Raw genomic sequence first — 18115 nt, forward strand, 5'->3', positions numbered from 1 at the left:
ATGATACCCGCTCTCGATGACTGGATAAAGGCTGAATTGAACAAAATCTGAACAGTTATTCTGTTATCGCCAGCGGTTTGGTCCGTACAGGCAAAGTCAGAAAACCGCCGTCAATCCCTGAGCACTGAAGCGTTTCACTCGGGCGAATGGAAGCTCAGGCTGTAGTTCACCGCTTTAGGGCCTGGATCGAGGATATCCAGCGCGATGTGGATCGGCGTTTGCGGGGGCATTTCCGCCAGGCCTTCGAGGTCGCCGTTGAGGTACTCGCCGGGCTTGAAGCGACGGCTGGCGATCAGGTGGCCGTTGAGGTCGGCAAAGCGCAACTCCAGCAGCGGAAAGGGCTGGGAGAAGGCCGCGCGGTTATAGATGATCGCATCCACCACCAGTGCCCCGCTGAAATCAGGATGGCTGCGCACCACCAGGTTGCTGCTTTTGATTTTGGCGATGTCAACTTTGGACGGCACCGTGCAGCCGAGTTGCGGGCACAACTCCTGGAACCACGGACGGTATTGATCCTGACGGGCCAACTCGTCGAAATGGTAAGCGACGTATTGCCCGACGAGGGCGCCGGCGCCCAGCAGGATCAGCAACAGCCAGAAAAACCGGCGGCCCCAGGGCGAGCGGCGTTTCTGCCAGTCCAGTTGCAGCGGGTCGTCAGTCAGGTCTTGCAAGGCTTCGGCGCGGACACCGGGCTCGGCGCGCTCGCGTTTTTTGCGCAACGGTTCGATCGATGGCAGATCGTCGTCATCGGTTTCGTCGCTGGCGGAGAAGCGTTCACGCCGCGCATTCGGATCGATCGGGTCATGCAGGCGCAGTTGCGGGATCGGTGGTTCATCGTCGAGATCCACCGGCTCCAGCGACAACGAAGGCTCGGTTCGCGCGGATTTGACCGGCTCGATGTCGACGGTTTCCGGCTCGTCTTCTTCGGGCTCGACGGTGAGCTCATTGGAGCGTTCGCTGAACAAGCTATCGCGCCAGACCGTTTCATCAGGTTCCGGGCTGTCGCGGCGTGCGCTGAGGGAATCTTCGCGCGGACGACCGAATTCAGTGGTTGGCTGGATTTCCCGTTGTTCGAGGCGGGCGAGTTCTTCGTCCAGATCTAGGCTGTCGAGATCCAGTTCCGAGGCGCTCCACTGCTTTTGGCTGATGGCGCGCGGTGCGGGTGATTCGACGCTGGCCGGCGCTTCAACGACCGGTGGCGAGGCAATGCCCGTCGGCGCTTCGCTGGGCAGTTCGGCAATCGGCGGGGCGACCGGTTTGACCGATTCCTGGCCGGCCCGTTGCTCAAGCAGTTGCTTGGCGGCGTTGAACACCTGCAAGCAGGAGCCACAGCGAACCACTCCACGGGCCACGCTCAATTGAGCGTGGCTGACGCGGAAGCTGGTTTGGCAATGCGGGCACTGGGTGACGAAGCTGTCGGTCATGCGGCGATCCGGATTATGCAGGTGCTCATTCTAGCGCCGACGGCCAGTGATGCGCACCCAGCCATCGCGATTGGCAATCGGGTCCAGATCGAAGTCTTGAGCGTAGGCCTTGGCGACGTCTTCACCTTGCTCGGCGAGGATGCCCGACAGCGCCAGACGGCCGCCCGGCTTGACCAGGCTGGACAGTTGTGGTGCCAGGGACACCAGCGGGCCGGCCAAAATGTTGGCGACCAGCACGTCGGCCTGAACCTGCGGCAGGTCTTCTGGCAGATACAGCGGGAACAGCGCTTCGGCAATGTTGTTGCGCCCGGCGTTGTCGCGGGAGGCTTCCAGCGCTTGCACGTCGATGTCGGTGCCGACGGCTTCCTTGGCGCCCAGCAGCAGGGCGGCAATTGCCAGAATCCCCGAGCCGCAGCCGAAATCCAGCACGTTGCAGTCCTTCAGGTCCTGGCCATCGAGCCATTCCAGGCACAGCGCGGTGGTCGGGTGGGTGCCGGTGCCGAACGCCAGGCCCGGGTCCAGCAGCAGGTTCACGGCGTCAGGTTCGGGCGCGGCGTGCCAGCTCGGGACAATCCACAGGCGCTCACCGAAACGCATTGGCTGGAAACCGTCCATCCAACTGCGTTCCCAGTCCTGGTCTTCGATGATTTCGCTGTGATGCTCGGGCAGTGGACCGCCGGTCAGCAATTCCATGTGGGCCAGCACGCTGGCGGCTTCGGTGCCGTCCTCGAACAGGGCCAGCAGATGGGTGTGGGACCACAGCGGCGTGGTGTTGAGTTCCGGTTCGAAGATCGGCTGATCTTCAGCGTCCATGAAAGTCACCGATACGGCGCCGACTTCAAGGAAAGCGTCTTCGTAGGTTTCGGCTTGTTCTGGGCTGATGGCGAGACGGACTTGCAGCCAAGGCATGGCGGGCACCTTTGAAAAATATTGATTGCAGCCTAGCGGGCTGCGAGAAGCGCGCAAGTTTACGCGAGCGCGCGGCAGAAGACGACCATGGCCGAAGATCAAAAGATCGCAGCCTTTGGCAGCTCCTACAGGAGTTCGCATTCCAATGTAGGAGATGCCGCAGGCTGCGATCTTTTGATTTTCTTTACGCCAGAAACAACAAAGCCGCTCGAAAGCGGCTTTGTTGGTTCGGATCACATCTTAATGCTGAGCAGCCAGCTTGTGTTCCAGGTAGTGGATGTTGACTCCGCCTTTGCAGAATTCTTCATCACGGACCAGATCGCGGTGCAGCGGGATGTTGGTCTTGATCCCGTCGACAACGATTTCGTCCAGCGCATTGCGCATGCGCGCCATGGCTTCGTCACGGGTTGCGCCGTAGGTGATCAGCTTGCCGATCAACGAATCGTAGTTCGGCGGAACAGCATAGCCACTGTACAGGTGCGAATCGACGCGAACGCCGTTGCCGCCTGGAGCGTGGAAATGCTTGACCGTGCCTGGGCTTGGCATGAAGGTTTTCGGGTCTTCGGCGTTGATCCGGCATTCCAGCGCGTGACCGCGGATGACGACGTCATCCTGGGTGAACGACAGCTTGTTGCCAGCGGCGATGCTGAGCATCTCCTTGACGATGTCGATGCCGGTAACCATTTCCGAAACCGGGTGCTCAACCTGAACGCGGGTGTTCATTTCGATGAAATAGAACGCGCCGTTCTCGTACAGGAACTCGAAAGTGCCCGCGCCACGGTAGTTGATGTCGATGCATGCCTTGACGCAGCGTGCGAGGACTTCAGCCCGTGCCTTCTCGTCGATGCCCGGTGCTGGCGCTTCTTCGAGAACCTTCTGGTGACGACGTTGCAGCGAGCAATCGCGGTCGCCCAGATGGATGGCGTGGCCCTGGCCGTCGGAAAGAACCTGGACTTCCACGTGACGTGGGTTGGTCAGGAATTTTTCCAGATAGACCATCGGGTTGCCGAACGCCGCGCCTGCTTCGGTGCGGGTCAGTTTTGCGAAAGAAATCAGGTCTTCTTCTTTATGCACAACGCGCATGCCGCGACCACCACCGCCGCCAGCGGCTTTGATGATCACCGGGTAACCGACTTCGCGACCAATGCGCAGAGCGGTTTCTTCGTCTTCCGGCAGTGGACCGTCAGAGCCCGGAACGGTTGGAACACCAGCAGCGATCATGGCGTGCTTGGCCGATACCTTGTCGCCCATCAGGCGAATGGTGTCGGCTTTCGGGCCGATGAAGGCGAAGCCGGAATTCTCGACCTGTTCGGCGAAATCGGCGTTTTCCGCGAGGAAACCGTAGCCTGGGTGAATGGCGGTAGCGCCAGTCACTTCAGCAGCGGCGATAATCGCAGGGATGTGCAGGTAAGACTTTGCAGCCGATGCCGGACCGATGCAGACGGATTCGTCCGCCAGACCCAGGTGCATCAGCTCTTTGTCAGCCGTGGAATAAACGGCGACGGTCTTGATGCCCATCTCTTTGCAGGCACGCAGGATCCGCAGGGCGATCTCACCGCGGTTGGCGATCAGAACTTTTTCCAACTTCGCAGTCATCAAAGTCTCTCCGCGGTTCAAACGATGGTGAACAGCGGTTGGTCGTACTCAACCGGCTGGCCGTCTTCGACGAGGATGGATTCGATCACACCGCTGGTTTCAGCTTCGATGTGGTTCATCATCTTCATGGCTTCGACGATACACAGGGTGTCGCCTTTCTTCACGGTCTGGCCAACTTCAACGAAGGACGGCGAGGACGGGGAAGATTTGCGATAGAAGGTGCCGACCATAGGCGAACGGGCAACGGTGCCGTTCAGAACAGGTGCGGCTGGAGCTGCAGGAGCGGCAGCAACGGGAGCTGCAGCAACTGGCGCAGGCGCCGGAGCGTGCATCGGAGCCGGAGCGTAGTACTGCTGAGCCGGGGTCTTGCTGTGACGGCTGATGCGTACGGACTCTTCGCCTTCCTTGATCTCGAGCTCGTCGATGCCGGACTCTTCCAGCAATTCGATTAGTTTCTTAACTTTACGGATATCCATGAATCATCAACTCCCAAGGGTCGGTCAGGGGCGTATAGCTTGTTGTTCAAGCTGTTCCAGGGCAGCCTCCAGGGCCAGTCGATAACCGCTGGCGCCAAGGCCGCAGATCACTCCCACCGCTACATCGGAGAAGTAAGAGTGATGGCGGAAAGGTTCGCGTTTGTGCACGTTAGACAAATGCACTTCGATGAATGGGATGCTCACCGCCAGCAGCGCGTCACGTAATGCGACACTTGTGTGCGTAAAAGCTGCTGGGTTGATCAAAATGAAGTCCACACCTTCGCCACGTGCGGCGTGGATGCGGTCGATCAATTCATACTCGGCGTTGCTTTGCAGGTGCAGCAAATGATGACCGGCTTCACGGGCACGGCGTTCCAGGTCCTGGTTGATCTGCGCCAGTGTCGTAGCGCCATAGGTGCCCGGCTCGCGGGTGCCGAGCAAGTTCAGGTTGGGTCCGTGCAGAACCAGTAGCGTCGCCATCTGCTGTTCCTTGTTATCTGTGTGCAATTGTCAGAACCCGGCGACTATGCCGCAAAGCCTTTGTGACTGTCCAGTTCTATGCAATAGCCAGCACGATGGCCGATGTTTGCGCGAAATATGTGACCGAGTGATTAAATCCGGTCATTTGTGGTGTCTGGACTGGCGCCTTCACGAGCAGGCTCGCTCCCACATTGGAATGCATACCCCTGTGGGAGCGAGCCTGCTCGCGAAAGCGCTCTGTCAGACGCGGAAGGCTTGTACGGCTGTATTCAGTTGGCCTCCCAATACCAGCAGGTTCTCGCCCTGTTCGCGCCCGCGACCGATACGAAGCAAGTTATCCCCACCCAACTGGTGAATCCGCTCACTGTGATCACGGATCTCGCTGACGGCGCCGCTTTGCTGGGCCGTGACATCGGCAATGCGCACCGCCGTGTCGGCAATGGTCTGAATCGCCCCGACGATTTTATCCAGCGCTCCATCAGCGTCTTGAGCCTGATTGGCAGTGGCTTCGGCGTGCTCGACCTGGGCGCGCATGCCTTCCACCGATTGCCGTGCCGCGGTTTGCAGGCCGGCGATCAAGGTCTGGATCTCTGCCGTGGCGCCAGCGGTGCGTTGCGCCAGCGAACGCACTTCTTCGGCCACCACCGCAAAACCTCGACCCATTTCCCCGGCCCGGGCCGCTTCGATGGCGGCGTTCAGGGCCAGCAGGTTGGTCTGGTCGGCAATCGAACGGATCACTGTCAGCACGCCGCCGATGGTCGCGGACTCTTCAGCGAGGTGTTCAATCATCTGCGCGTTGCTTTGTACTTCGCCCACCAGCGCATGCAGCCCGGTGAGGCTCAGGCCGATGACTTTCTGGCCATGCTCGACCGCCAATCCTGCGTTGCGACTGGCATCTGCAGCCTGGCTGGCGTCGCCGGCCACTTGTTGAATGGTGGCTTCCAGCTCACCGAGGGAATCGCGGATCAACGCCGTGTCGCCGGCCTGATGTTCAGCGCCAGTGTGCAAGTCGTTGCTAAGCTCGGCCAATGTCCGACTGCTGCCGGCCACTTGTTCGGCATTGAGGCGAATGGTCCCCACCAAATCCACCAGATAGGCGCGCAATCGGTTGAGCGAAGCCTGGATGTCATGCAACTCGCGGTTGGTCTTGCCCAACTGAATGTCCTGGCTGAAGTCGCCCTCGGCCCAGGTCGACAGCGCCGGCGCCAGGTTGGTCAGGGTTCGGGCCAGGCGTCGTTGCAAGGTGTCGATCAACAGCGCGATCAGCAGAATCAGGCCGATCATCAGCCCTTGCATCAATCGCACTTCGCCCTGGATCTGCCCGTGCTGGGCGCGCACCACCGGTTCCAGCCCGGCGATGGCCTGCTGCACGGCGGTGATTTTCAGGTGTGTCGCGGCGCTCAGGTCGGCGCGCTTCTGGATTTGATCGCGGGTGCGCGCAAGCTCAGCCGGGTAGCGCGTGAGCAGGCTGTTGAGTTCGCGCTTGAGGCCGACCCCGGCATCTTCGGTCGCGGCTTTTTCGGTGTTTTCCAGGCCCATCATCGAGGCGAAATCGTCGGTGCTCGACTCCGTGCTGGCGGCCACGCCGAGCAGCGGCAAGGCATCCAGTTGCGTCGCTTGGGCGCGGATGCTGGCGACTTCTCGCTCGACATCGGCAGCCAGTTCGCTGCGACCGCTGCTGACCAGTTTGTCCCGGGCCAGGGACAGTTTGCCCAAGTGCTGGGAGGCGGCGAGCAGCGGCGTCAGATAGGTTGCATTGGTGCTGGCGTATTGGCTGAGCTGGTCGAGGCTGGCGCCCAACTCCCGTTCGGCCTGGAGCAACAGCGCCTGCGGATCCCCCGCGAGTTTGCCGGCGGCCAGCAGGTCGGACTTGCTGAATTCTTCGAGGCTGGACAGGCTCGGGCGCAACGTGTCGGCCAATGCCGGGGGCAGTTCGGTGAGTTCTTTTTGTAAGCCGTCGATGGCCTGGCTGGCACTGCTCAGGCGCAGGGCATCGCCGCTGGACAGATAATCCTCGACGTTACGCGCCACTTCATTTTGAAATTGCTGGGACAGTCCCAGGTAGCGCTCCATCAACAGATAGGGCCGCTCCAGGGCTTTTTGCGACCACCATAGCGTGGCACCGAGGGCGACGCACACGGCGACCAGCAGGAGGGTATTGAGGTTGGTCAGCAGCTTCAGGCGCATAACGGGTCTACCAACGGCAGAATGGTAAGCGCCTGAATTTATTGCGTTTGTATTACAGCGTTATGACCGAATCGGTGGATTCCGATGAAAAAGTGGCACTTTGCTTTGACTCCCGCGCTGCTTGCACGCGATTGCGTCCGGCGTCCTTGGCGCGGTACAGCGCCTCGTCCGCCTGGCTGGCCATCATCAGGCTGTCGGAATCTTCGCGCAGCTCGACCACGCCAGCGCTGAACGTGCACCAAAGGTCTTGCGGCTGGGCCGGATAGTGAATCTCGGCAAAGCGCTGACGGATTTCGTCGAGCACCTTGTGCGCTGATTCGACATCAGTGTCCGGCATGACAATCGCGAACTCTTCGCCGCCGTAACGGCCAATGAAATCGGTCTTGCGAAGTCGCTGCTTGAGGAACAGCGCCAGGCTCTTGATCACCCGGTCGCCCATGGGGTGGCCGTGGCTGTCGTTGACCCGTTTGAAGTGGTCGATGTCGAGCATCGCAAAGCTCAGCGGCTTGCTCTCGCGGCGGGCGCGGAACGAGCAGTCTTCGAGCAATTGCAGAATGTGGGTGTGGTTGTACAAACCGGTGAGGCTGTCGCGGACCATCCGCGCTTTCAGGTTGCGTGCCCGGGCCGCGCGGTTGCGCACGGTGGTGATCAGGTGCCGCGGCTTGATCGGTTTGGTCAGAAAGTCGTCGCCACCCTCGCTCATGGCGTCGAGTTGCTTGTCCAGGTCGTCTTCGGCCGACAGGTAAATGATCGGCACGCTGACGTAACGGTCGTTATGGCGGATCACTTTGGCCAGTTCGGTACCGGTGCAGGCCGGCATGTACATGTCGAGGATGATCAGGTCGGGCTGGAAGTCCGCCAGTTCAGCCATGGCCTGGATCGGCTCGATCAGCGTGCGCGTGACAATGCCGGCGCTGTTGAGCAGACGCTCGGTGTGCAAGGCCTGGGCGCGGGAGTCGTCGATGATCAGCACTTTATACGGTTCGTACTGGGCAACGCAGGTCAGGACTTCGATCTTCTCCAGCAGGCTCGAGGCTTCGAGGGTGCCGGTGAGGAATTCCTGGCCACCGGCGCGCACGGCGGCGAGGCGGGTAGGGGTGTCGGTTTCGTGCAGGCTGAAGAACAGCAGCGGCAACGGTTCATCGAGACCAACCTGGGCTTCGGCGGCCAGTTTCAAGCCGATGCCCGGGCCGCTGAAGTCCACGTCCATGACAATCGCCGCCGGCAGTCGCTCGACCATCGAGGAGCGAAACGCCGACACACTGTCCAGCGACTGGGCGCTGAGCCCGAAGAATTCCAGTTGCTTGGCCAAGCGTTCGGCACGATCGTGATCTTGCAGCATCACGTAGATTGGCTTGCGCAGTGGCGGCAGGAAGGTTTGGTCCAGTTGGTCGCCGTGACGCAGGCCGGTGCGGGACAGGCGCTGCATCAAACGGTTGAGGTCAGTGATCAGGCCGCTGCTCAGGCGTCCGCGATTAGCATCGACCGCCTCCAGCGACTGGCCGATGTGGCGCGCCAATTGCGAGTGTTCCGGTTGTTCAAAGCGTTCGGCAAAGCGCAGCAGGCGCAGGTTGGCCTCGCTCAGCTCGGACAAATCGGTAGTGGACCACTCGCTGCGTTGCAGGCGCTGCCATATCTCAAGAATTTGACGTGCCTGATGAATTACCCGCTGGGCAAAGTGGTGCTTGAGGCGCTCACGGCTGGGGTCTTCTGGCTCGGTCATATCCTGACTACTAGTTAGGGTGCATGCTGAGATCGACTGGTGGCTCTATGCTAGCACCTCTTTTCAGTCACATCAGTGTCGTATGTCAATAATCTGCAAAGCGACATCATTCAGTTTCTGACCGACTGGTCGCATAGGCTCGAAGGCTATGCTTCATTTATAGTGTCGCCTCGACCGATGCGATTGCATGGCTCGTTGTTTCGCGCAGATTAATGCGCGGCAAATTGAGGCACGATGGCGTAGGGTTGTGGTCGAACCGATGAACTCAAGTGATTGAAAGGATATCGCCATGCTGGACTGGAAGAACCGCGCGGGCAGCGCACCCGAACGTGCCGCTGAACCGAAATCGGCCACCCGCAGTTATTTCGGCGGCCTGCTGTTCAGCCGGGCGCTGGCCACTTTGATCGGTCTGTACCTGTTGGTGACCATCGGCCTGGGCTGGTACTGGAGTGAAGAGCCTGACTTGTTCCCGGTTCAGCAAAACGCCCAGGTCGCTGCCGAGAAAGAAGGCAAGCAGATGGTCGTCGGCTACACCATGGTGGAAACCCTCAAGACCGTCGCCGGCACCTTGCTGAACAAGCCGGGCGGCTACATTTCCAACGACCGCTTCCCGCCGGGCCTGTGGATGGACAACATGCCGAGTTGGGAATATGGCGTGCTGGTCCAGGTCCGCGACATGACCCGCGCCCTGCGTAAAGACTTTGCGCGCTCGCAGTCACAATCGGCCGAAGACTCGGATTTGGCCAAGGCCGAGCCGCGTTTCAACTTCGATAACAAGAGCTGGGTCCTGCCATCCAGCGAATCGGAGTACCAGGAAGGCATCAATTCCCTGAGCCGTTACCAGGCTCGCCTGTCTGATCCGGCGCAGAAGAATGCGTTGTTCTATGCCCGCGCCGACAACCTGAACAACTGGCTGGGCGATGTCGGCACCCGTCTGGGTTCGTTGTCGCAACGCCTGTCGGCCAGCGTTGGCCGGGTCAAGCTCAACACCTCGCTGAAAACCGAAGTGGTGATGCCGGGCCAGGTGCCGCAGGTTGACGAAGAAATCGTCGAAACTCCGTGGATGCAGATCGACAACGTATTCTACGAAGCCCGCGGTCAGGCCTGGGCGTTGTCCCATCTGCTGCGCGCCGTCGAAGTCGACTTCGCCGATGTGCTGGCCAAGAAAAACGCCACCGTCAGCGTGCGCCAGATCATTCGTGAGCTGGAAGCTTCGCAAGCACCGGTCTGGAGCCCGATGATCCTCAATGGCAGCGGCTTCGGGATTTTGGCCAACCACTCGCTGGTCATGGCTAACTACATCTCCCGGGCCAACGCTGCAGTGATCGATCTGCGTCAACTGCTCAATCAGGGCTGAGTCATGGTCGATAGCGCCAAAGAGGCCGCCCACCGCGCGGCCTCGGATGCCGAACGCATCGCCTGGGTCGACGAGCAGGACAACCTGCTCGGCGCCCTGGTCCGCAGCGACCTGCGTGAGCGCGGGCTGATCGGGCGCGGCACCTACATCATGTTGTTCAACTCGGCCGGTGAGCTCTGCGTGCACCGCCGCACCCTCAGCAAAGCCATTTATCCCGGTTATTGGGACGTGGCGGCGGGGGGCATGGTGCAGGCTGATGAGAGTTACGCCGAGTCGGCCGCCCGTGAGCTGGAAGAAGAATTGGGCGTGAGTGGTGTGGAACTGAGCGCTCATGATCACTTTTTCTTCGAGGACACCGGCAACCGGCTGTGGTGTTCGGCGTTTTCGGCCGTGTGGGACGGTCCGTTGATCCTGCAGCCGGAAGAAGTGCTTGAAGCGCGCTTTATTCCGATTGATCAGGTGATGCAGGAAATCACCCAAAAGCCTTACTGCCCGGACTCTTTGGCCGCGTTGAAGCGTTATCTGAAGGCTCAGCAAACCGACGTCGCAAAGAAGGCATAAATTGGCGCCGATTGGCTCTTAGCAAGTCGGCTTTTTGCCGTTACACTGCGCGACCTTTTGTAGGAGCGAAGCTTGCTCGCGAAGGATGCATGGACGACTCGTTCTGTCTGATGCCGCGCGTTATCGTTGACGTCCTTTCGCGAGCAAGCTTCGCTCCTACAGGTCTGTACTGTTTCAGTAGCGCTGCCCCTGCCTGAGTGGGGCTTCGCGGTCGATAGCCTTGCCTAAGTGCTGCGACCAGTCTTTGTCCTCCCAAGAGGATTGCCGGTGGCCAAAAAAGCCGCATCCTTCGCCGCCCTTGGTGGCCTGGTATTTTCCACCGACGCAGGTCGTCATTGCCCGGATTGCAGCAAACCGGTGGATGCCTGTATCTGCAAACAAACCGTGATCCCTGCCGGCGACGGCATTGCTCGCGTGCGTCGCGAAAGCAAGGGCCGTGGCGGCAAGACGGTGACCACCATCACCGGCGTGCCGCTGGCCCTTGATGCGCTCACGGCCCTGGCCACCACGTTGAAGAAACGTTGCGGCACCGGCGGGGCGTTGAAAGACGGAATCATTGAAATCCAGGGCGATCATGTCGAGCTACTCTTGGCCGAGCTGATCAAACTTGGTTTCAAGGCGAAGAAGTCCGGCGGCTAGCAGCCTCTGTGAAAACCACCCTCGGCTTGATCCAGTCCTGATTTCATTCTGGCCTGGCGTCGCCAACATGGTTTTCACAGAGCCTGTTCTGACCGGTTTCTAAACTCACTGCGGTCAGCGAGGTCTATCCCCTCGTTGACGAACCGTCATTTTCATTCTTTAGACTGCGCCGGCCTGAACCCAGGCGACGCTCTATGACTTCTTTATAGGGGACTTCAATGTCCGTAAGACGCACACGCAAAGACGATGGCAGCCAATGGACAGTTGCGGACAGCCGCAGTGTTTACGGGATTCGCCATTGGGGGGCCGGATATTTCGCGATCAATGACGCCGGTCGCGTCGAAGTTCGTCCGAACGGTCCGACCAGTTCGCCTATCGACCTGTTCGAGCAAGTCGACCAACTGCGCAAAAGCGGTTTGTCCTTGCCATTGCTGGTGCGGTTCCCCGATATCCTGCAAGACCGCGTGCGTCAGTTGACCGGCGCCTTCGATGCCAACATTGAACGCCTGGAATACCAGAGCAAGTACACCGCGCTGTACCCGATCAAGGTTAACCAGCAAGAAGCGGTGATCGAGAACATCATCGCCACCCAGGACGTGTCCATCGGCCTGGAAGCCGGCTCCAAGCCTGAGCTGCTCGCCGTTTTGGCCCTGGCACCGAAGGGCGGCACCATCGTCTGCAACGGTTACAAGGACCGCGAGTTCATCCGTCTGGCGCTGATGGGCCAGAAGCTCGGTCACAACGTGTTCATCGTGATCGAGAAAGAATCCGAAGTTGGCCTGGTGATCGAAGAAGCGGCCTCGCTGAAGGTCAAGCCACAAGTCGGCCTGCGCGTGCGTCTGTCGTCCCTGGCCTCAAGCAAGTGGGCTGACACCGGTGGCGAAAAATCCAAGTTCGGTCTGTCGGCGGCGCAACTGCTGTCGGTGGTCGAGCGTTTCCGCGCAGCGGGCCTGGATCAAGGCATTCGCCTGTTGCACTTCCACATGGGTTCGCAGATCGCCAACCTGGCGGACTACCAGCATGGCTTCAAGGAAGCGATTCGTTACTACGGCGAACTGCGCAACCTCGGCCTGCCGGTGGATCACATCGACGTCGGCGGCGGTTTGGGCGTGGACTACGACGGTACGCACTCGCGTAACGCCAGTTCGATCAACTACGACATGGACGATTACGCCGGTGTCGTGGTCGGGATGCTCAAGGAATTCTGCGACGCGCAGAACCTGCCGCACCCGAACATCTTCTCCGAGAGCGGCCGCTCCCTGACCGCTCACCACGCGATGCTCGTGGTGCAGGTGACCGACGTCGAAAAGCATAACGACGACGTGCCGCAGATCGACAACAAGGAAGAACTGCCGGAAACCGTGCAGTGGCTGGTTGACCTGCTGGGCCCGACCGACATAGAGATGGTCACCGAGACCTACTGGCGCGCCACGCACTACATGAGCGACATCGCTAGCCAATACGCCGATGGCAAGCTGACCCTGGCAGAAAAAGCCCTGGCCGAGCAATGCTACTTCGCCGTCTGCCGTCGCCTGCACAACTCGTTGAAAGCCCGTCAGCGTTCCCACCGCCAGGTGCTCGACGAACTCAACGACAAGCTCGCCGACAAGTACATCTGCAACTTCTCGGTGTTCCAGAGCCTGCCGGACACTTGGGCCATCGGCCAGGTACTGCCGATCCTGCCGCTGCACCGTCTCGACGAAGAGCCGATGCGCCGTGCGGTGCTGCAAGACCTGACCTGCGACTCCGACGGCAAGATCAAGCAATACGTCGACGAGCAGAGCATCGAAACCAGTCTGCCGGTACACGGGTTGAATGACGGTGAAGACTACCTGCTGGGGATCTTCCTGGTCGGCGCTTACCAGGAAATTCTCGGCGACATGCACAACCTGTTCGGTGACACCGATTCGGTGAACATCTACCAGAACGCCGACGGCACCGTGTACCACGCCGGTATCGAAACCCACGACACCATCGAAGACATGCTGCGCTACGTGCACTTGTCGCCGGAAGAACTGATGACCCACTACCGCGACAAGTGCGCGAGTGCGCGCATCACTGCCGCCGAGCGTACCCAGTTCCTCGACGCGTTGCGCCTGGGTCTGACCCGTTCGTCTTACCTGTCTTCTTGAGAACAGGTGTGATCTCGCCGGGTTGTCTGAAATTTCTCCGCAAGCTGTGGGAAATTCGGATAACTCGGTGGGACATCTCTTAAATTCCCCGCAAAATCCTTGGCTATCACAGTCAGCAAACTCATATGGTCTTCTTTTCTCGTAGGTCATTTCCTAAGTTGTACTTCGGCACTCTACTCGGCCATGTCTCTCAGCGAGAATCCCCGGCCGCCCCTCCTGTAGAGAATCGCCGATGTTCGATCCAGTCAACGAGCCGTCATTTCGTCTGGACGTAGCGGGCCTGCCCGACGCCTTTGAGGTCCTGGCCTTTACCGGTAATGAAGCCATCAGCGAGCCCTTCGCCTTCGACATTGATGTGTTGATCGAGGATGCGCAGCTGGATCTGGCCGGTCTGTTGCACCGCTCGGTGTTTTTGCATTTCGGCGCCTCGCGCAACGGTATTCACGGGCAACTGCACAGCGTTGTCCAGCAGGAGCATGGCCAGGGTTCGAGGCTCTGCCGGGCTCGACTCGGACCTAAACTGAACTGCCTCGATCTGCGTTTCAGTCAGCGCGTTTTCAGTGCCTGCAGCGTGCCGCAAATTCTCGCGCAGGTGCTCAAGGAGCACGGCATCGCCGGGGCTCAGCGCCGCTTCGAACTGGTTGCCGACTATCCAGAGCTGACGTTTTGCACCCAGTACCGAGAGTCCGATCTGCAACTGCTGCAGCGCTTGTGTGCGCGCGCCGGCATTCATTATCACTTCGAGCACCGCAGCGATGGCCATTGCCTGGTGTTCGGTGACGACCTCGCGCATCTGCCTCGCGCCGGGGTCGCGCGCTTTGATGACGAGGCCGATCACGGCACACCGGCGGTGCGTCGATGGCGGTTGCAGGACGCGTTGCTGCCCGGCGCCCATGGCGCGCAACAGGCACGCAGGGCCGAGGGCGAATCCGCTGTGCCGAGCCTGCGCAGTGGACGATGGCTGCCGTTGGCCGGACATCCTTTCGCCGAATGCAATCGTGAGTGGTTGTTGTCGCGGGTTGAACATCATGCCGACCTGTCCCTCGATCAACCGTACCGCAATCGGATTTTTGCTGTCCTGCAAAATGGCCCGTCTCTGGCAGGCAGCAGCCCTGTTCGGCCACGGATGCACAGTTTGCAACGCGCCTGGGTGGTCGCCGTTGACGAGCCGCGCCCGGATTGCTCACGGCCGGTGGCGGTGCAATTCGATTGGCTTTATCAGGGCGAAGGCGCCGCCGCCAGTCATTGTTGGCTGCCACTGGCGCCGGCATTGGCAGGCAAAGCGGTGCTGCGCGAAGGGGACGAAGTGGTGGTGAGTTTTCTTGAGGGCGACCCCGATCAGCCAGTGATCAGTGGTGTGTTGCAAGCGCCTGATGGCCCTCAGGACCCTGCGCAGGAGCCGATCGCGCTGCCGGAGCAGTTGCTCAGTGAAGGCTTGCCGCAACTGCTGAAATCCGCTCCGCCGCTGGTGCTGCTCTGCCTGATGCCCGGCGGCGGCAGCTTCAGCCATTGTCGGCAGGCGATTTGCAGTTGTCGGTTGGTCGGTGCGCTTGAACAGAGCGGCCGCGGATGAGTGACGTAATGTTTGACCCGATGTCGCCTTGGCTGCTGCTGGATGTTCAGGACGCGCCGCAGGCGCTGAAGGTGTTACGGCAGACGTTCGCCGGGCTTCGGCATTTCTGGCTGTTCGATAGCACCGAATTTCAAGGGGTGCGAGAGCAGGGGCCGTTATTGATCGAACTGCACGAAAGCGAGGCGCTGCAAGCGTTGTGTCAACGCGAGCCGCAGGTCTGGCGCGGCTTGTTGCTGGACAGTACGGCCTCGACGCCGACGCTGCTGGCGCATTTGCGGCGCATGCTCACCGTCTCGTTCGGCCTGCACCACCGAGCCATGCTCGGCTACTACAACCGGCAGACGGCGAGCTATTTTTTCGACGCCTGTGATGCCCGGGAGTTGAGCCGCTGGCTCGGACCGATCAGCCAGTTGCGCTGGTACGGTGGCACCTGGGCGGATCGGGCGATCGGCAGTCAGGGCTGGCAGCAACTGCGTAATCCCGGTTTGGCCGTCGCACCGCTGGCGGTTGAAGAAAACCTCACGGGGCGGCAACGCGAGCGCCTGCAAACCTGTTTGCTGGAGCAGCATATCTGGCGTTGGTGCCAATCGTTTGGAACCGAGTATGCAGCGCTGTCCTCCCATGTTCAGCAAGGGCTGGCGCTGGGTTTCAGCGATCGCCACGTGCTCGATGACTGGTTGTGGCTACGCTTGCTGCACCCGTGGGCGGTGCTGGTGCCGCCGCCTGTGGGACTGACCCAGCAGGCCGGTCTTGAGCATGTACGGCGCCAATGGCAGAACGATCAACCCTGAAACAGAGGTGCGGTATCTATGGCTCGTACGCTTGGGCAATGCATTGGCGCACTGATCGGTGCCGTTCTGCTATTGGGGCTTGGTGGTTGTTCTCCGGTGAAAATGCTCAACGCGTTGACCCCCGACGGCACCTTCGACAAGACCGAAGGCATTGCTTATGGAAGTGATGCACGGCAGAAGCTCGATGTGTATGTGCCCCGGCACGCGGTGGAAAACGCTCCGGTGGTGGTGTTTTTCTATGGTGGCAGTTGGAACAGCGGCTCTCGCAGCGATTACAGCTTTGTCGGCGAAGCGCTGGCGTCCCGTGGGATTGTCGCGGTGCTGGCGGACTATCGGTTGTATCCGCAGGTGCGCTATCCGCTGTTTCTCGAAGACAGTGCGCGAGCCGTGGCGTGGACCAAAACGCACATCGGCGAATACGCCGGCAACCCGCAACGTGTGTACCTGATGGGCCACAGTTCCGGGGCCTACAACGTCGCGATGTTGGCGCTGGAGCCGCAATTGCTGGGGGCCGTGGGGATGTCGCCACATGATCTGAGTGGCTGGATCGGTCTCGCCGGGCCGTATGACTTCCTGCCGATCAAGAATCCCGAGGTGCGCCCGGTGTTTTTCTGGCCGGACTCACCGCCACAATCCCAACCGATCAATCACGTCAGTCGCGGCGCGCCGCCAGCCTTGTTGATGGCGTCGAGGGACGATGACGTGGTCAACCCAACCCGCAACACTGGCGGTCTGGCGAGCAAACTGCGCGCCGCCGGGGTGCCGGTTCAGGACCTGTACTATTCGCGCACCAGCCACGCCACGCTGGTGGCGACGCTGTCCCGGCCTATGCGCCGATTGGCGCCTGTGCTCGATGAGGTGACGTCCTTCGTCAATGCCACGCCAACTCAGTGAGCGCGACCGGCAAACCAGCCGTCGTTCTGGCGCAAGTACCAGGCAAAGGCGCCGAGGGTCAGGCTGCGCAGTACCATAAACAACAGGAATGTTATCCACAGCCCGTGGTTGCCCAGACCTTGTAGCGCCCAGGCGAACGGCAGCAACAGCAGCACCGTCAACAACATGCCATTGCGCATTTCCCGGGCCCGGGTGGCGCCGATAAACAGCCCGTCCAGCAAGTAGCTCCAGACCGCGAGCAGCGGCAGGGCGGCGAGGTAGGGCAGGTAGATGAATGCGGTGTCACGCACGCTCTGGATGTTGGTCTGCATCTCGATGAACAAATGCCCGGCAAACAGAAACAGTGCGGCAAAGCCCAGACTTGCCAACAACGACCAACCGGTGGCTACCACCAATGAACGGCGCAGAGATTGTCGATCGCCAGCGCCGATGGCGTGGCCGCACAGGGCTTCCACCGCATGGGCGAGGCCATCGAGGGCGTGGGCGGTCAGCAGCAAACCATTGAGCAGCAGCGCATTGGCGGCGACCGTGGCATCACCCAGCCGCGCACCTTGCACGGTAATCAGGAAAAACACCGATTGCAGCGCCAGGCTACGGATGAAAATATCGCGGTTGACCGCCAGCAGCGGGCGCCAGCTCTGCCATAGCGCGAGGGCGGCCCAGGCGATGTGGCCCGGATAGGCGCGCAGGGCTTTGCGGGTCATGAACAGGCCGATCAGGGCGCCGGTCCATTCGGCGATCACCGACGCTCGGGCCGCGCCGACCACGCCCCAATCGAGCCCGAGGACGAACCACAGGTTCAGCGCGATGTTCACCAGGTTGGTGCTCAGCAGAATCGCCAGCGGTGCCCGGGCGTTCTGGGTACCGAGGAACCAGCCCACCAGCGCATAACTGGCCAGCGCCGCGGGCAGGCCGAACAGTCGGGTGTGGAAAAATTCGCGGGTCAGTTGATCCAGTTCTGCCGAGGGTTGCATGAAGTGCAGCGCCACGCCGCTCAACGGAACCCCCAAAGTGCCGAGCACCAGCGCCAGTCCCATCGCCAGCAGCAAGCCTTGCAACAGAATCTGCCGCAACGCCGCCCCATCGCTGCGCCCGGCAGCTTGCGCGGCAAACCCGGTGGTGCCCATGCGCAGAAAGCCCATGGCCCAGGCCAGGAAGGTGTACAGGCTGGCGCCGACCGCCACGGCGCCCAGTTGATGGGCGTGGGGCAAGTGCCCGATGACGGTACTGTCGACCAGCGCCACCAGCGGTACGGAAATGTTCGAGAGGATCATGGGCGCGGCGAGTGCCCAGACCTTGCGATGGGTCGGGCGGTCGCGCCAGTCGGCGATCAGGTTGGACATGCGGGCTCCTTGGGGAGCGGGCATTGTAGC

At 60.8% G+C, this 18115-nt stretch carries 15 protein-coding genes; 7 read left to right on the top strand and 8 right to left on the bottom strand.

Going from position 1 to position 18115, the window contains the following annotated elements; genetic code table 11:
* Positions 1–134 precede the first annotated feature (134 nt).
* From JFT87_RS07935 to gcbA, 7 genes are all read right to left on the bottom strand, one after another.
* On the bottom strand, positions 135–1424 hold the full coding sequence (locus JFT87_RS07935; protein ID WP_201200244.1) for a DUF3426 domain-containing protein: 1290 nt from the start codon (positions 1422–1424) through the stop codon (positions 135–137).
* A gap of 30 nt (positions 1425–1454) precedes the next feature.
* Entirely contained in the window at positions 1455–2333 is an 879-nt protein-coding gene (gene prmA, locus JFT87_RS07940) for a 50S ribosomal protein L11 methyltransferase (protein WP_201200246.1), read from the bottom strand.
* Between the two features lie 240 nt (positions 2334–2573).
* Entirely contained in the window at positions 2574–3929 is a 1356-nt protein-coding gene (accC, locus tag JFT87_RS07945; protein ID WP_201200248.1) for an acetyl-CoA carboxylase biotin carboxylase subunit, read from the bottom strand.
* 17 nt (positions 3930–3946) lie between these two features.
* On the bottom strand, positions 3947–4405 hold the full coding sequence (gene accB / locus JFT87_RS07950) for an acetyl-CoA carboxylase biotin carboxyl carrier protein (RefSeq protein ID WP_140669630.1): 459 nt from the start codon (positions 4403–4405) through the stop codon (positions 3947–3949).
* Between the two features lie 24 nt (positions 4406–4429).
* A complete protein-coding gene (gene aroQ / locus JFT87_RS07955) occupies positions 4430–4885 on the bottom strand; it encodes a type II 3-dehydroquinate dehydratase (protein ID WP_007947649.1) in 456 nt (151 codons plus the stop codon).
* Between the two features lie 240 nt (positions 4886–5125).
* Complete coding sequence (locus tag JFT87_RS07960; protein WP_201200249.1) at positions 5126–7072, bottom strand: methyl-accepting chemotaxis protein; 1947 nt, start codon at positions 7070–7072, stop codon at positions 5126–5128.
* Between the two features lie 52 nt (positions 7073–7124).
* Positions 7125–8795: a diguanylate cyclase GcbA gene (gene gcbA / locus JFT87_RS07965; RefSeq protein WP_201200250.1), complete on the bottom strand. Its 1671-nt coding sequence runs from the start codon at positions 8793–8795 to the stop codon at positions 7125–7127.
* Positions 8796–9084: 289 nt separating this feature from the next.
* On the opposite strand from gcbA, the gene JFT87_RS07970 reads away from it, so the two are divergent.
* From JFT87_RS07970 to JFT87_RS08000, 7 genes are all read left to right on the top strand, one after another.
* On the top strand, positions 9085–10152 hold the full coding sequence (locus JFT87_RS07970) for a DUF2333 family protein (RefSeq protein WP_201200251.1): 1068 nt from the start codon (positions 9085–9087) through the stop codon (positions 10150–10152).
* Between the two features lie 3 nt (positions 10153–10155).
* A complete protein-coding gene (locus JFT87_RS07975; protein ID WP_201200252.1) occupies positions 10156–10713 on the top strand; it encodes an NUDIX hydrolase in 558 nt (185 codons plus the stop codon).
* Positions 10714–10980: 267 nt separating this feature from the next.
* Entirely contained in the window at positions 10981–11352 is a 372-nt protein-coding gene (locus JFT87_RS07980) for a translation initiation factor Sui1 (RefSeq protein WP_123599678.1), read from the top strand.
* Between the two features lie 218 nt (positions 11353–11570).
* Positions 11571–13484 carry an arginine decarboxylase gene (speA, locus tag JFT87_RS07985; RefSeq protein ID WP_201200253.1) on the top strand — a complete coding sequence of 638 codons (1914 nt, stop codon included), beginning with the start codon at positions 11571–11573 and terminating at the stop codon, positions 13482–13484.
* Between the two features lie 232 nt (positions 13485–13716).
* Positions 13717–15057, top strand: a complete 1341-nt coding sequence (locus JFT87_RS07990) for a type VI secretion system Vgr family protein (protein ID WP_201200254.1) — start codon at positions 13717–13719, stop codon at positions 15055–15057.
* The gene (locus JFT87_RS07995; protein WP_201200255.1) at positions 15054–15848 is read left to right on the top strand and encodes a DUF4123 domain-containing protein; all 795 of its coding nucleotides are present in this window, start codon (positions 15054–15056) and stop codon (positions 15846–15848) included. Before JFT87_RS07990 ends, JFT87_RS07995 begins: the two co-directional genes overlap by 4 nt.
* An 18-nt stretch (positions 15849–15866) precedes the next feature.
* Positions 15867–16742, top strand: a complete 876-nt coding sequence (locus JFT87_RS08000) for an alpha/beta hydrolase (protein WP_201200257.1) — start codon at positions 15867–15869, stop codon at positions 16740–16742.
* Here JFT87_RS08000 and JFT87_RS08005 read toward each other — a convergent pair.
* Complete coding sequence (locus JFT87_RS08005) at positions 16736–18085, bottom strand: MATE family efflux transporter (protein WP_201200259.1); 1350 nt, start codon at positions 18083–18085, stop codon at positions 16736–16738. The two genes, JFT87_RS08000 and JFT87_RS08005, sit on opposite strands and share 7 nt — an antisense overlap.
* Positions 18086–18115 lie beyond the last annotated feature (30 nt).

The organism is Pseudomonas sp. TH15, assembly GCF_016651105.1.
In the GTDB taxonomy this organism is placed as follows: Bacteria; Pseudomonadota; Gammaproteobacteria; order Pseudomonadales; family Pseudomonadaceae; genus Aquipseudomonas.